The following is a 15,159-nucleotide window of genomic DNA, read 5'->3' on the forward strand; positions in this document are numbered from 1 at the left end:
ATTAACGATTGTTTTCGTCTTCTTGACCATCTTCGAATTTAGTTTCGCCATCAAAGCCACCTTGATGACCAAAGCCACCTTGACCACCGAAGCCGCCTTGACCACCGAAGCCACCTTGACCACCGAAGCCGCCACCTTGACCGCCGAAGCCGCCTTGACCACCGAAGCCACCTTGACCGCCGAAGCCACCTTGACCGCCGAAGCCGCCACCTTGACCACCGAAGCCACCAGCAGCGCCTTGACCACCGAAGCCACCAGTAGCACCTTGTGCAGGGAAGCCACCAGCAGTACCTTGAGCACCAGCAGGACGTGGGTTACGCGCAGGAACAACTGTAGAAATCGCGTGTTTATAAACCATTTGACTTACAGTGTTTTTCAACAAAACAACATATTGGTCAAATGACTCAATATGACCCTGCAATTTGATACCGTTTACAAGGAAAATAGAAACTGGAATACGTTCTTTACGGAGAGAATTTAAGAACGGATCTTGTAAAGTTTGACCTTTAGACATTTTTAACTCCAAAAAATTTTTAAATCAGCGCAAAAAAACTATCTTTATTTTTCAACTAAAAATTATAAAAAGACAGCCTGCGAATTTTGCTTTATCCAAAGAAGTTTCGCAAGTCTTCTTTCGCCTGCTTTATCGTCACGTAAGTTTTAAAATCGTGTATTTCTTGCAAAGAACGTAACCATGTGTATTGACGTTTAGCTAATTGCCTCGTCGCAAAAAGGGCTTTGTTCTCCATTTCTACTTTATTTTTGAGACTTAAGTCACTTTTTAGTAAAAAATCTAAAGCTTGACGATAACCAACAGACCGCATAGACGGTAAATCATCATTTAAATCGTATTTTTTAATCAATTCCTCTACTTCATTCAAAAAACCAATATTCCACATTTTGCTCAATCTTTGCTCAATGCGTTGATGTAATTCTAAACGATCTGGCATTAATGCGTAGTTATGAAATATGTAACGATATGGTTGATTTTTAGGTTGTTCAGCTTGTAGTTTTGTTATCGGTTCACCCGTGATTCGAAACACTTCAAGCGCACGAATGATGCGCTGCTTATCCGATACTTTAAACTTTTCTCCAGCAACAGGATCTACCTCAACCAACTCTTCGTAGACAGATTGCCACCCCTGTTGTTCAGCTTGCTGAAGAATGGCATCACGTATCGTTTGATCCGCATTGGGTAAATTACTTGCCAGACCTTCAAGCAAGGCTTTAAAGTACAACATGGTTCCGCCCACCAAGATTGGGGTTTTGCCACGGGCATGCATATCATCAATCAATGGGCAAACATCTTCAACAAATTGTGCCGCCGAATACACCTCTAAAGGCGTAATAATATCAATCAAATGATGCGGATATTGCTCTTGTTCTGCTTTGGTTGGCTTCGCTGTGCCGATATCCATATCTTTATAAACTAAAGCTGAATCGACTGAAATCAGTTCGCAATTTCCACGCTCATAAAGTTCACATGCCAATGCTGTTTTACCGCTTGCGGTAGGCCCCATTAAATTGATGACGGGCAATTGATTTGACATGTAAAACTACTCTCCTCGAGCAAATAATTTATCTAATTGATGGAGTGGAAACGCACGCCAAGTTGGACGCCCATGATTACATTGGCTGGCAAACTCGGTTTGTTCCATTTGACGTAATAAAGCATTCATTTCCGATAAACTTAACTGGCGATGTGCACGCACAGCACCGTGGCAAGCCATCCCAGCGAGCAATTCATCACGTTTTTGCAATAAACCTCTCGCTTCATCATTTGGATCAAGATCATTTAGCAGTTCTGGGATAAGGTTGCTAAAATCAGCCTTATGCAAAATCGCAGGGACACCACGCACAATCACTTGATCATCACCATATTGATCGACTTCTAAACCGAGCCGTTGCAATTGTGATTGTAAATCTTCGATACGTGTCGCTTGCATGCGTGTGATAGATACAATTTTTGGAATCAATAACTGCTGAGACGTCCAAAACTCAGGTTTATCCCATGCTGACTTCATTTGTTGCAACAAGATACGTTCATGTGCCGCATGCATATCGACAATAATCAGGCCTTCAGTATTTTGCGCCAGAATATAAATCCCATGCAGTTGTGCAATTGCAATCCCTAAAGGAAATTCATCTACACGTGATGGAGCTTGATCATTTCCATCTTCTGCATCTTCACGTAAAGGCGCCAAATAACTTTTGAGTGCATTATTCAAGTGCGCAGAACCGTTATAACGTGGTTCTTGTGGTGTTGAATTGTAGTGCACTGCTTGTGGACGACTTTGATTAAACTCAGTCAATAAATCAGTCGACACAGCCACTTGCTGATTGACTTGAGGTTCTGCTTCTACCGTCGCACGATGTAAATTAAATTGTTCTTGGTATTTTGGCTGTGGTTGATAATTAAAATGATCATCCGCCGCATCTGTTTTCATTGCCTGTGCTAAATCTGCACTTGCAGTCTGAAATTGAGACAAGGTTGCTTTGGCATAGTGACGTACAAATTCATGCACTTCACGCTGGTTTAAAAAGCGGATTTCATGCTTGGTCGGATGCACATTCACATCGATATTTTCAGGATCGACTTCTAAAAACAACAAATAGGAGGAATGTTGATGACCATGCAAAATTCCGTCATAGGCCATACGTAAAGCGTGTGAAATGGTTTTATCTTTGACAATACGACCATTCACATACACATATTGCATGTCAGCTTGTGCACGTGCATCCGAAGGATGTCCCAACCAGCCAGATAAGCGCATATTGATACTGTCTGAATCGATCCAGTACGCATTTTGGATAAATTGCTGGCCTAATAACTGTTGCACACGCTGATAGCGTAATTCACCACTGTCAGCGACAGGCAGGTTTAAACGAATATTATCGTTATGTTCTAGCACAAAACGAATATCGAAATGGGTTAAAGCCAGACGGCGAACAATTTCTTCAATATGATTAAATTCAGTGGTTGGTTTTTTTAAGAATTTACGGCGTGCAGGCACATTAAAAAATAAATCTTGTACGCGAATATGCGTGCCTTTTTGTGCAGCGACTGCCTGAATTTGTTGATGATCAAAAGCCGTACCATTCACTTCAACTTGATAGCCGACACCTTGCTCATCTTGACTACTGGTCAGGGTTAAGCGTGATACGGCTGCAATTGACGCTAAAGCCTCTCCACGAAATCCCAGACTCACAATTGCATGTAAGTCATCAGCAGTTTGAATTTTACTGGTGGCATGACGCATCACCGCTAAAGGTAAATCTTCTGCATGAATACCATTACCATTATCAATGATTTCAATTAACGTTGCCCCCCCCTGTGCAACTCGAATAATCAGTTCAGTTGCACCCGCATCAATTGAGTTTTCTAATAATTCTTTGACCACAGATGATGGACGTTCAATTACCTCACCCGCCGCAATCTGGTTGGCTAAGGCAGCATCAAGGGTATGAATACGACGAGTTGAATCATGCGCCATTCAATTGTTCCTGCAAAGTTTGAGATAAAGCTTCAGACTCTGTGGTTAAAGTCACAAATCGAGTCAGTTCATCTTCTGATTTTTGAATATCAATCACAATATCTGGTTTTGGAATTTCATCACCACCTTTCGATGGCCATTCAAATAAAAATAAAGCATCGGGTGTTTCCAGATAATCACGGATACCCATTAACTCAAGTTCATAGGGATCATTCAAACGATACAGGTCAAAATGGAAGATCTCTTTACCATGAATGGTATAAGGTTCAACCAAGGTATAAGTCGGACTTTTGACCGAACCTTGATGCCCTAACTTTTGTAGAAAGTAACGGGTAAACGTGGTTTTTCCTGCACCCAAATCACCAATTAAATAAATAATGCCTGAGTGCACATGTTGTGATAGCACCTGTGCAAAACGTTGAGTGTCTTGTTCATGATTTAAAGTAAATTTCACTGAAGATGACATGGCAAATAAAACAAAATTGGGATGGCAGCTATGATAACATTGCCCTGCTTTAAAGCCTAATAAACTCCTTTTAAACTGGCTTTTTTTTCATCGTTTATACCGAGTCGATATCGCTGTATGTCATCAATCATTGAATTTACGCCTCCGCTCATTAATGGTGTCAGTGCCAGTAAAGTTTTTTTGCCTCATGACGTTTCGGCATCGACCATTTTTGATTATCTCTGCCAACATTTTTCACATATTCAAGTTAGCGAATGGCAACAGCGTTTTGCAGATGAGCTGATTTATGCGGCAGATGGCACCAAGCTCACAGTAGAAAGCCGCTATACAGCCAATACTCATATTTTTTATTATCGTTTTCTTGCGCATGAAGTCCATGTGCCATTTCAACATGAAATCCTATTTGAAAATGATGATTTACTTGTCGTCGATAAACCACACTTTTTGACCATGACACCAACGGGGCAATATGTACAAGAAACCCTCTTGGTCAGACTGAAAAAACAAACAGGCTACGAAGATCTCACCCCCATCCATCGACTTGATCGAGAAACAGCCGGTGTGGTTTTATTCTGTAAAAAAGCCACCTCAAGAGGTGCGTATCAGCAGCTTTTTGCCGAACGAAAAGTGCAAAAAACCTATCATGCCATTGCAAAATATCGACCTGAACTGGATTTTCCACAAATTTTGCAACTACATTTAGAAAAAGGTCAGCCTTTTTATACGATGCAAATTAACCCTGAAAAACCCAATAATACTGAGACTTTAATTGAACTGTTAATGCATGATCAGCAGCATGCCAAATATAAACTTAGTCCCAAAACAGGAAAGCAGCACCAATTACGCGTGCATTTAAATTATCTGAATATTCCGATACTTAACGATTCTTTTTACCCTTATATTGAGCATAAAGCAGAGGATGATTTTAGTCAGCCATTGCAGCTACTTGCCAAAGAAATTTGGTTTATTGATCCGATTCTAAATCAAGAAATGCAGTTTAGCTCTAAGCTTGAACTCACATTGTAAATACACCGTAATGACAAAAATTCTATTTTTTCACTTCAAAAATATTGAAATTACATTGCAATGGTTTAAAATACATGACGATAACTAAAAATATTTGGTCTCATTCTTCATGCGAAAAACAGAAGTTTATCAGGTTCGCCTCGATTCACAGGAAAAGAAGCAAGCTTTTGCCGTGTTTAAACAGTTGGGTATCTCCCCTGCTCAAGCCGTTCGCCTTTTCTTTAAACAAGTGGTACTCACCAAGTCGATTCCATTTGCAATTGAAAACCAGAACATCAACATGGAACAGTTATTAAAACTGCGTAAATCAAAAGCAGCCGCCAGTACTGAAAACCCATCTTCTGTCGAAATTGAAGATGATCATGAAGACCTTTTTGAAGAGTTAAACGCCCTTCTTGGTGAAAGTGACAAAACTTAACAATGTTGCATTTATAAACAAGTTTTTATTTTTTAAGCTGAATTTTTTTCGCTATTCTGACAGTCCTAATAAAATTATAAGTGTAAGGATGGGCAGGAATGATTGTTAAGCGAGCAACAAAGGAAGATCTTCATCAACTTGCTGTCTTGTTTGACGAATACCGTCAGTTCTACGGTGCATCATCAAATATTGATCAATCTTATCAATTTTTAAAACATCGCTTTGACAACAAAGACAGTGTCATTTTCATTCATGTTAAAGATGACGTATTTACAGGCTTTGTACTACTCTACCTTGCTTTTTCTTCAGTGGCTTGCGAAACCTACTATATTCTCGATGATGTCTATGTCACTCCTTCTTATCGAAAACAAGGTTCCGCTAAACAACTGATTGATACAGCGATCTTATTCGCACGGCATGAAAATGCACAACGTATCAGCCTAGAAACGCAAAAAAATAATTATCAATCTCACCGTCTATACGAACAAATGGGCTTTATTCAAGACAGTGAGTTCAAAACCTTTCATTGTTTTTTAAAGTAATCATTCATCTAAAGCAATATTCTGACTTAGCTGCTTCTGCGAAGGAGTTAAATAGGTCCATTCACCTTCCTCCAACTCAGGAAGTTCAAGTAAACCCACTTGATGTCGATGTAAGACCTCAACTTTATTTCCAACAGCTGCCAGCATACGTTTGACTTGATGGTAAACACCTTGGTGAATGGTCATTGCAATTTGATGTTCTGAGAATAATTGTACATCGGTGGCTGCATAGGTGCCTTTCTCATTACGCAGTTCGACACCTTGCTCTAAGCCATGTTGCTGTTCAGCTGTAACTGGATCTGCTGTGGTCACATGATAAACTTTGGGTACATGTTTACGTGGATGCGTCAATGCTTGTAGATATTGCCCATCATCGGTCAGCAATAATAGACCTGTTGTATCTTGGTCTAAACGCCCCACGCATTGAATCCCACGATGCAGCAAAATTTCAGGAAAAAGACTAAATACACTTTTATGATGTGTCGCCTGATGCGAACATTCATAGCCTTGCGGTTTATTTAAAACAATATAGACGTGCTCTCGATATTGGTATTCTTCACCAAATACTTCAAAGACCAGTTGATCGGTATTGATATTCTGTTTCGGGTTATCACAGACTTGATTATCAATCTGAACAGAACCATTTTTAATTAACTGCTGACAATACTTACGTGAACCAAAGCCTTGTGATTGCAAAATTTTTTCCAGCAGCATAAATAAATCCTAAGCTAAACTACGGCCATTGTACTCGATTACAACGCTAGCTGTTGCTCGTTGCCTATTCATTCTTTATTTTTATAATTTATTCACAATCTCTTCACTTGTAATACAACCCATACAAAACCCTCGTCAAACACTCTCAATCTAGATATTGCGCTCCATATTTTCAGCCACAACTCTTGTTACATTTGTCACAAGCAAAAAGAATATTGTCCAAAAGAATGGATAAGGAGTTTCACCATGAAATCGAATATGTGGTTATGTAGCGTTATCTTAGCAGCATCTTCAATGATGACCGTTGCACATGCAGACAATACCACTCGTGTTGCTGCAACCTCTGCCCTAGGCAGTGTGGTTGGTACCGCCTTGGGAAAACAACTTGGTGGTGATACAGGTGCCATGATTGGCTCTGCAATCGGTGGTGCTGGCGGTGCAGCTGCATCGAGTAATCGACGCGACCGTACCGAAGCTGCCATTGGTGGTGGTTTAGGTGGTGTGGGTGGTTATACCGTTGGCCGTAATATCGGCGGAAGCAATGGTGGTTATATTGGTGCAGCCCTAGGCGCAGCTGGTGGTTCGGCATTAGGTCAAAAGGTTGGTCAAGACCGTGATGCAGATCGACGTTATGATGATCGTCGCTATGACCGCCGTTATGATAATCGCCGTTCTTACGATGACCGTCGCTATTACAATTCTCGTGAAAGCTACCGTCATGACAATGGCCGCCACCGTGGCTGGTACAAACACCGTTAATCAGATCAAAACGTTTTACCCCTTTAGCGCCCTCGGGCGCTTTTTTTGTTTGATCAAAACCATATATCGATCTAAAACGATATACAAAACCAAACTTATATCGTATTATTTCGATATATAGTTTTGAGACACCATGATGAAATCACTACAAGATATAAAATTCTCTATCCTAGAACTCGCTCCTGTTCGAGATGACAAGAGTATCGAGTTTTCTCTCCGTCATGCATTAGAACTCGCGCAACATGCGGAAAAACTAGGTTATGAGCGTTTTTGGTTGGCTGAACATCATAATATGGACGGGATTGCCAGTTCAGCAACAGCAGTTTTATTAGGATTTATTGCCGCAAATACGCAGCACATCCGTTTGGGCTCTGGCGGTATCATGCTGCCAAACCATGCACCATTGGTGGTTGCAGAGCAGTTTGGAACACTAGCCACACTCTATCCAGACCGTTTTGAACTCGGCTTGGGTCGTGCACCAGGCACAGATCAAATGACCATGCGCGCCTTACGTCGCGGCCGTCAGGAAACTGAAGATCAATTCCCTCAAGATGTGATAGAGATTCTGCAATATTTTAAAGCACCGCAACCGAATCAGAGAATTATCGCCACACCAGGTCAAAATACCCATGTGCCTGTTTGGTTACTCGGCTCAAGTTTATTTAGCGCACAATTGGCCGCAAAACTTGGACTGCCTTATTCTTTTGCGTCTCATTTTGCACCAAGAATGTTAGGTCAAGCTATTGAGATCTATCGTGATAACTTCCAAGCTTCGGAATACCTCGATAAACCTTATGTTTCAATGGGTGTCCCAACAGTCGTTGCTGCAACAGATGAGGAAGCTCAATATCTGGCGACCAGTTCATATCAACGTATTTTGAATCTGATCCGCGGTCATAGCTTAAAGCTTAAACCACCGATTGATTCAACTGAAAGTCTTGCATCTAGCGCTGAACAAGTGGCAATTCAGAATTTTTATGCCATGGCACAAATTGGTTCTCAAGAAAGTGTTAAAGCTGGATTAAATAAAATTGCAGCGCAATATGATGTCGATGAATTCATCTTTACTTGTGATATCTACGATACGCAAAAACGCTTAGATAATTTTAGTTTATTGATGGATATTAAAAACAGCTAAATCTTTGGCTTAAGTCTACAAGGTTCATTTCCCAATCAGCCTTGTAGATTCACCATCCATTTAAATTCCAGCTTGGAGCATCTCTGTTGCTTGTTCTACATTCACAGCTCGGCTAAATAAATAGCCCTGTCCGATTGAGCATCCAGAAGATTTTAAGAGTTCTAATTGTTCAGTGTTCTCAATACCTTCCGCAACAATATCCAATGACAGTTTTGGCCCCAAAGCGATGATCGCCTGTACAATGGCTAAAATCGCCTCATCATCATTCATTTGACGAATAAAATCGCAGTCAATTTTTAAACAATCTACTGGGTAGTCCCGTAAACGGGTTAAAGAGGAATGTCCCGTACCGAAGTCATCCAATGATATTTTAACGCCTTGTTGTTTCAATAAATTTAATGCTCGAATCACATAGTCAGAACCACGATCATCCAAGATATGTTCAGTAATTTCTATTTCTACTAAATGATGTGGAATGTTGTAGGCGTTTAAACGGTGGAGTAAACGCTCAGCATAATTGTCTTTCAGAAACTCGACTGGTGCTGCATTGATTGAAACAGGAACAACATCCAATCCTTGTGCTATCCAGGCTGCAATATTTTTAAAAACTTTATTCTGCATTGCATCACTAATTTTTGTTGCCAGAATATAGTCTTGAAATGCTTGTTCAATATTACAAGGTGAATGGATATGCTGATCTTCCGTCTGCCAACGCAATAATGCCTCGAAACCAACCACCTTCGCATCTGCTAAACGCACTTTCGGCTGGTAAAATGGGACGATAAGATCATCACGAATAATATGGCGCGCATCATTTAATTGAATTGCAATGTTTTGAGCCGCAACTTGCATCTGCTGGTTAAACATACGAAAACCACCACGTCCCGTCGCTTTCAAATCATTGAGCGCAGTATCTGCGCATTTCATTAAATTAGCTGAGTCTTTTGCATCTCGTGGATAAATCGCACAACCGATACTCATACTGCCATTAATCAAATTGCCAGCATAAGTAATCGGGGCTTCTAACTGTCGACTCACATCCACAGCTATTTTTTCAAGCTCTACTTGTGTCTCAATTCCATTGACGACAATAGCAAACTCATCACCGCCTAAACGAGCGACAAAAGTGTTTTCAGGCAAAATGTTTTCTATTCGCTTAGACAGAACACGGAGTAGATGATCTCCAGCTGCATGGCCAAGCGTATCATTGACATGTTTAAAGTAATCTAAATCTAGCAACATCAAGCCGAGTAACTTCTTGCCTTTTTTATGTCGATGTAATGCACGCTTAAGTTGTAATTTGAAGAAACGACGGTTATATAACCCTGTTAAATCGTCTAACTCACTCGAAAGCTGTAATTGGATTTCAGTTTGGCGTTGTGTGGTCACATCGCGAGACAGACACAAAACCTGCACGATCTGGCCCTTATCATTTAATATCGGCGTGAGTAAATTATCCCAATATTGTCTTTCAGCCCCTTCTCCACTCATCCCACGGAAACGCGCAGCCTTCCCTTTAAGTGCCGTTTTTAAGGCATAACTTGCCTTGGTTCTTATTTCCACAGGTAACAGCTCGGCCCACTTCATGCCAAAGCTATTTTGGCTTTGAGGAAGATTAAGTGCGATACATCCCGTTTTATTGACATGCAGTAAAGAGCCATCTGCTTCTAATAATTTTATGCAATCAATACTATTATCCAGCATGTTGGTTTGGGCATTAATACACTGAACTAAGTTTTGTTGATACTGCTTGGTTTCATGGATATCAACGCTATTGATAAACCAATGTGCTTTTTCTTCTGAATTCGCCGCTATAAATTTTGCTGACAATAAAAACCAGCGATATGCACCAGACTGATGTTTTAATCGGCATTCAATTTGAAATGGGGACTTATAGATAAATGCCTGCTGCCACTCACTTTGGAAGATTGCTCTATCCTCAGAATGGATTAAATCGACCCAGTCTTTTGCAAAATGTTCTAGGTCGTTAAAACCAATATACTCTTGGCTTAAACTATTAAAAAAATACGCATCTCCATACTCAGAGAGCAGCCAGACCAGACTCGGAATACGGTTAAAAATATTTTGTTGGGCCTCACTCAGTTGATGGTTAGAGTGAAAAGGAATTGCCAAGTTCACAGACTTCTGTTCCAAACAGAACTCTCTCTATCAAGATATTCAGTTGCAATAAAAGCCATAGACCACCAACAATAAAAAGTGAGATTTAAATCACAGTATTGTAGCAGAAATGCAATAAAATTATCACCAATTGCAGACTGATCAGTTAGATTTACTTTATTATTTAATATCAATTATTTACTTTAAATTCACGATATTTGTCAAACTTTCTTTAAGAAAATGATCTAAAAAATTACAGACTACCCCATCCAGATGACTGAGGTAGTCAGGCCTGATTAGCCAATACGACGTTTTAAACCCGTCATTTGTAAGACACGTGTTGAGATTTCCTCAATCGACATTTCCGTGACATTTAAATATTTAATCCCTTCAGAAATATAGATCCCTTCAATCGCACGTAATTCCATCTGACACTGGCTGAAACTTGAATAGCGGCTATTCGCTTTACGTTCGTTACGGATTGCCACCAAACGTTCGGCATCAATCATCAAACCAAATAGCTTGTTTTTATGTTCGCGCAGTACTTTTGGCAAACGATTGTCATCCAAATCTTCTTCAGTCAATGGATAGTTCGCTACACGAATACCAAATTGTAATGACAAATAAATTGAGGTCGGGGTTTTTCCTGAACGTGATACGCCAATTAAAATAATGTCAGCTTTGTCATAATGGCGTGTTCTTGCCCCATCATCATTGTCCAGTGCGAAATGTACGGCATCGATACGCGCTTTATAATATTCAGAATCAGTTACCGCATGAGTTTGTCCAACCAAAGTGGTCGGTGGCGTACCTAATTCTTGTTCTAATTTACTAATCAAGCCTTCAAAAACGTCTAAGTTGACCGCCTTAGCAGTATTGATAATTTCACGGACATGCGGATCAACCAAGGTATCAAAAACTAGCGGCAAAGAACCATCACGACTTTGACATGCATTGATCTCTACAGCGACATTCATAGCCGCCTCTTCAGTCGTAATATACGGTATAATATGGATGTCAAAATCAACGTTTGGAAATTGCGCAAGTAGTGAATGTCCAAGGGTTTCTGCGGTAATTGCGGTACCATCTGAAATAAAAAAAACGCTCCGTTTAATTTCTTTACTTACGGGCATCAAAATTCTCCTTAAACATTTGTCTTAGTGCTCTATAATCTTTATAGTAAACTCATCTAACATGACTGTCGCTTAGTAAAACACTAAATCTAAGCACTTTTGTATAATTTCATACCAATGATGGTCATTCATACTGCAAAAAAAGTGGAGTAAATACTTTGGAAGCGCGCGTAATCGGTCTGGAAAAATTAGGAAAACACGATGTCGAACTCGTAGGTGGGAAAAACTCATCTTTGGGTGAAATGATCAGCCATTTATCCAATGCTGGTGTATCGGTACCTGGTGGCTTTGCAACTACTGCTGCTGCCTATCGTGAGTTCTTGGATCAAAGCGGCTTAAACGCTCGTATTCAGGCTGAACTTGTTCAGCTAAATGTAGAAGATGTAAATGCACTTGCTGAAACTGGTGCAAAAATCCGTAACTGGATTGTTGAAACTCCGCTTACTGCGACATTAGAACAAGAAATTCGTGAAGCTTTTGCTGCACTTTCAAACGGCAACCCAGACATTGCTGTTGCGGTACGTTCTTCTGCAACGGCTGAAGACTTACCTGATGCGTCTTTCGCAGGTCAACAAGAAACATTCCTCAACATTCGCGGTATTGATAATATTCTTATCGCGATTAAAGAAGTTTTTGCATCACTTTATAATGACCGTGCGATTGCTTACCGTGTACACCAAGGCTTTGAACATAGTGTTGTTGCCCTTTCTGCTGGTGTACAACGTATGGTTCGCTCTGAAACTGGTGCTGCGGGCGTTATGTTTACGCTTGATACAGAATCAGGTTTCCGTGATGTTGTGTTTATTACTGCATCTTACGGTTTAGGCGAAATGGTCGTTCAAGGTGCTGTAAACCCAGATGAATTCTATTTATCTAAACCGCTTTTAAATGCAGGTAAACACTCTGTTTTACGTCGTAACCTCGGTTCTAAACACCAGAAAATGATTTATGGTGAAGAAGGTTCTGCGGGTAAATCAGTGGTTGTGGTTGACGTTGAAAAACCAGAACGCCAACAATTCGCATTAAATGATCACGAATTACACGAATTAGCAAAGCAAGCTTTAATCATCGAACAACACTACGGCTCGCCGATGGATATCGAATGGGCAAAAGATGGCGATGATGGTCAAATCTATATTGTTCAAGCACGTCCTGAAACAGTAAAAAGCCGTCAAAATGTCGGTACCATGGAACGGTATTTGTTAAAACAACGCGGTACTGTTATCTGTGAAGGTCGTTCAATCGGTCAACGCATTGGTTCAGGTAAAGTGCGTGTTGTAACGTCGATTAAAGAAATGGATAAGGTTCAGGACGGTGACGTACTTGTATCTGACATGACTGACCCAGATTGGGAACCAGTGATGAAGCGTGCTGCTGCAATCGTGACCAACCGTGGTGGTCGTACTTGTCACGCAGCAATTATTGCACGTGAATTAGGTGTTCCAGCAATCGTGGGTTGTGGTAATGCAACAGAAGTACTGACTGATGGTCAAGAAGTAACAGTTTCATGTGCTGAAGGTGATACTGGCTTCATCTATGAAGGTGCATTAGATTTCGAAGTACAACGTAATTCGATTAATTCAATGCCTTCATTACCATTCAAAATCATGATGAACGTTGGTAACCCTGACCGTGCTTTTGACTTCGCTCAAATCCCGAATGAAGGTATTGGTCTTGCACGTCTTGAGTTCATCATTAACCGTATGATCGGTGTGCATCCTAAAGCATTGTTAAACATTGACAGCTTGCCACGCGAAACACGTGCTGCCGTTATGGCGCGTACTTCTGGCTACTCTTCTCCAATCGAATTTTATGTCGAGAAGTTAGTTGAAGGTATTTCAACACTTGCTGCTGCATTTGCAGAAAAGCCAGTGATTGTTCGTATGTCTGATTTTAAATCGAATGAATATGCAAACTTGATTGGCGGTAAGCTATACGAGCCAGAAGAAGAAAACCCAATGTTGGGCTTCCGTGGTGCGAGTCGTTATGTATCTGATAACTTCCGTGACTGTTTTGAACTTGAATGTCGTGCCTTGAAAAAAGCACGTGATGAAATGGGTTTAACCAATATCCAAATCATGATCCCATTCGTGCGTACAGTTTCTGAAGCGAAACGTGTGATCGAACTTCTTGCTCAGAATGGTTTAAAACGTGGTGAGAATGGCCTCAAAGTCATCATGATGTGTGAATTACCAACCAATGCCCTATTGGCTGAGCAATTCCTTGAGCACTTCGATGGTTTCTCTATCGGTTCAAACGACTTAACACAATTAACACTGGGTCTTGACCGTGACTCTGGTATCGTATCTCACTTATTCGATGAGCGTGATCCAGCAGTTAAAGCGCTCCTTTCTATGGCAATTCATGCTTGCCGCAAAGCAGGAAAATACGTTGGTATTTGTGGTCAAGGTCCTTCGGATCACCCTGACCTTGCGAAGTGGCTCATGGAACAAGGTATTGAATCTGTGTCACTTAACCCTGACTCAGTACTTGATACTTGGTTCTTCCTTGCTGAAGAACAAATCAAGAAAGCCTAGTCTTTTTTAGAAAAAGACCCTCTTTCGCAGGGTCTTTTTTCATCGTAGGGTCTGTTGAGATTTCAGAGATACTTGCGACAACGGACATTTTTAGACAATACAAGGCATGGCTTACGCAATTTAGCCATTCTAAATAATGAGCAGCGATTGCAGCTGCGCAAGATAACGCAGTAGTGGCAAAAATGTCCTTGTCCCGTAGGGTTATGGCTAAAACCTCCCCAAACTTCGTTATGAAACTTGACAAGGGAACTGCCATTGTCTACGTTTCATGCCTTGTTTGGGTTGTTTTAGCCTATAACGCCAGACATGTCTGAAATGTCAACACACCCTTGTAATTGAGATTTTAAAATTATGCAAATTTACTTGGCTCGTAATAATCAACAAGCAGGACCTTACAGTTTAGAACAAGTAAACCAAATGCTTGCCAGTCAACAAGTTTTATTGACCGATTTAGCTTGGCATGAAGGTATGGCTGAATGGAAAACACTTGGTGAACTGACACAAGGTAAACTTGTCTACGAACCTGTAGGTTACTCTCCTTTTAGTGCTCAAATTAAAACTGAAACGAACGAACCAACTTACAAAATCAAAGTCGAGCAAAAAGCACCTGAACTCGCACCTTTTCATTCACGTGCGCTAGCGAAAGTTTTTGATCTCATCCTTTGGCTACCGATGGCTTCTATCCCATCTTTCTTTTTTAATGAAAGCCAATACCAAGAGTTGTTTGAAATGGCTTTGTTGCACAAATAGACGAAAGATAGAGTTGTTCTAATCTTCAGATATTTATGCAACAGCCACCGTTTTAGCTGTACCA

General features: G+C 40.7%; 13 protein-coding genes and 1 pseudogene. 7 read left to right on the top strand and 7 right to left on the bottom strand.

Translation table 11 applies throughout. From position 1 onward, the window contains the following. Position 1: 1 nt before the first annotated feature. The 4 genes from hfq to tsaE all read right to left on the bottom strand — a co-directional run bounded on the left by hfq (position 2) and on the right by tsaE (position 3,960). Complete coding sequence (hfq, locus tag MN869_RS06300; protein ID WP_241345129.1) at positions 2-514, bottom strand: RNA chaperone Hfq; 513 nt, start codon at positions 512-514, stop codon at positions 2-4. A 91-nt stretch (positions 515-605) separates the two neighbouring features. After that, positions 606-1,550 (bottom strand): tRNA (adenosine(37)-N6)-dimethylallyltransferase MiaA, encoded by a 945-nt coding sequence (gene miaA, locus MN869_RS06305; protein WP_033134823.1) that lies wholly within the window; start codon positions 1,548-1,550, stop codon positions 606-608. 6 nt (positions 1,551-1,556) lie between these two features. Further along, positions 1,557-3,494, bottom strand: coding sequence for a DNA mismatch repair endonuclease MutL (gene mutL, locus MN869_RS06310; RefSeq protein ID WP_005322209.1), 1,938 nt, complete (start codon positions 3,492-3,494; stop codon positions 1,557-1,559). Then, positions 3,484-3,960 (bottom strand): tRNA (adenosine(37)-N6)-threonylcarbamoyltransferase complex ATPase subunit type 1 TsaE, encoded by a 477-nt coding sequence (gene tsaE, locus MN869_RS06315; RefSeq protein WP_033134824.1) that lies wholly within the window; start codon positions 3,958-3,960, stop codon positions 3,484-3,486. Before tsaE ends, mutL begins: the two co-directional genes overlap by 11 nt. Positions 3,961-4,077: 117 nt before the next feature. Between tsaE and MN869_RS06320 the strand changes: the two genes are divergently transcribed. The 3 genes from MN869_RS06320 (at position 4,078) to MN869_RS06330 (ending at position 5,946) form a co-directional block, all read left to right on the top strand. Beyond that, complete coding sequence (locus tag MN869_RS06320; protein WP_033134825.1) at positions 4,078-4,986, top strand: pseudouridine synthase; 909 nt, start codon at positions 4,078-4,080, stop codon at positions 4,984-4,986. A gap of 109 nt (positions 4,987-5,095) precedes the next feature. Next, entirely contained in the window at positions 5,096-5,404 is a 309-nt protein-coding gene (locus MN869_RS06325; protein WP_005152044.1) for a type II toxin-antitoxin system RelB/DinJ family antitoxin, read from the top strand. Between the two features lie 98 nt (positions 5,405-5,502). After that, positions 5,503-5,946, top strand: coding sequence for a GNAT family N-acetyltransferase (locus MN869_RS06330; RefSeq protein ID WP_005204693.1), 444 nt, complete (start codon positions 5,503-5,505; stop codon positions 5,944-5,946). Here the strand turns inward: MN869_RS06330 and MN869_RS06335 are convergent, their stop codons facing one another. Beyond that, positions 5,947-6,660 (bottom strand): 16S rRNA pseudouridine(516) synthase, encoded by a 714-nt coding sequence (locus tag MN869_RS06335; protein WP_033134826.1) that lies wholly within the window; start codon positions 6,658-6,660, stop codon positions 5,947-5,949. 246 nt (positions 6,661-6,906) lie between these two features. Between MN869_RS06335 and MN869_RS06340 the strand changes: the two genes are divergently transcribed. Together MN869_RS06340 and MN869_RS06345 are read left to right on the top strand one after the other, a co-directional pair. Next, positions 6,907-7,419: a glycine zipper domain-containing protein gene (locus tag MN869_RS06340; protein WP_241345130.1), complete on the top strand. Its 513-nt coding sequence runs from the start codon at positions 6,907-6,909 to the stop codon at positions 7,417-7,419. A 136-nt stretch (positions 7,420-7,555) separates the two neighbouring features. Continuing rightward, the gene (locus MN869_RS06345) at positions 7,556-8,557 is read left to right on the top strand and encodes an LLM class flavin-dependent oxidoreductase (RefSeq protein WP_162180586.1); all 1,002 of its coding nucleotides are present in this window, start codon (positions 7,556-7,558) and stop codon (positions 8,555-8,557) included. Positions 8,558-8,617: 60 nt separating this feature from the next. On the opposite strand, the gene MN869_RS06350 is transcribed toward MN869_RS06345, so the two are convergent. Together MN869_RS06350 and MN869_RS06355 are read right to left on the bottom strand one after the other, a co-directional pair. Then, a complete protein-coding gene (locus tag MN869_RS06350; protein WP_005322200.1) occupies positions 8,618-10,696 on the bottom strand; it encodes a GGDEF domain-containing phosphodiesterase in 2,079 nt (692 codons plus the stop codon). Between the two features lie 275 nt (positions 10,697-10,971). Beyond that, positions 10,972-11,808 carry a pyruvate, water dikinase regulatory protein gene (locus MN869_RS06355; protein WP_004806023.1) on the bottom strand — a complete coding sequence of 279 codons (837 nt, stop codon included), beginning with the start codon at positions 11,806-11,808 and terminating at the stop codon, positions 10,972-10,974. A 158-nt stretch (positions 11,809-11,966) separates the two neighbouring features. Here MN869_RS06355 and ppsA point away from each other — a divergent pair, with 158 nt between their 5' ends. Then, entirely contained in the window at positions 11,967-14,345 is a 2,379-nt protein-coding gene (gene ppsA, locus MN869_RS06360) for a phosphoenolpyruvate synthase (RefSeq protein ID WP_004806022.1), read from the top strand. Positions 14,346-14,696: 351 nt separating this feature from the next. Beyond that, a pseudogene (locus MN869_RS06365) lies at positions 14,697-15,077 on the top strand (DUF4339 domain-containing protein); the annotation flags it as partial. Positions 15,078-15,159: the final 82 nt, after the last annotated feature.

Source organism: Acinetobacter sp. NIPH1876 (assembly GCF_022808535.1).
GTDB lineage: Bacteria > Pseudomonadota > Gammaproteobacteria > Pseudomonadales > Moraxellaceae > Acinetobacter > Acinetobacter higginsii.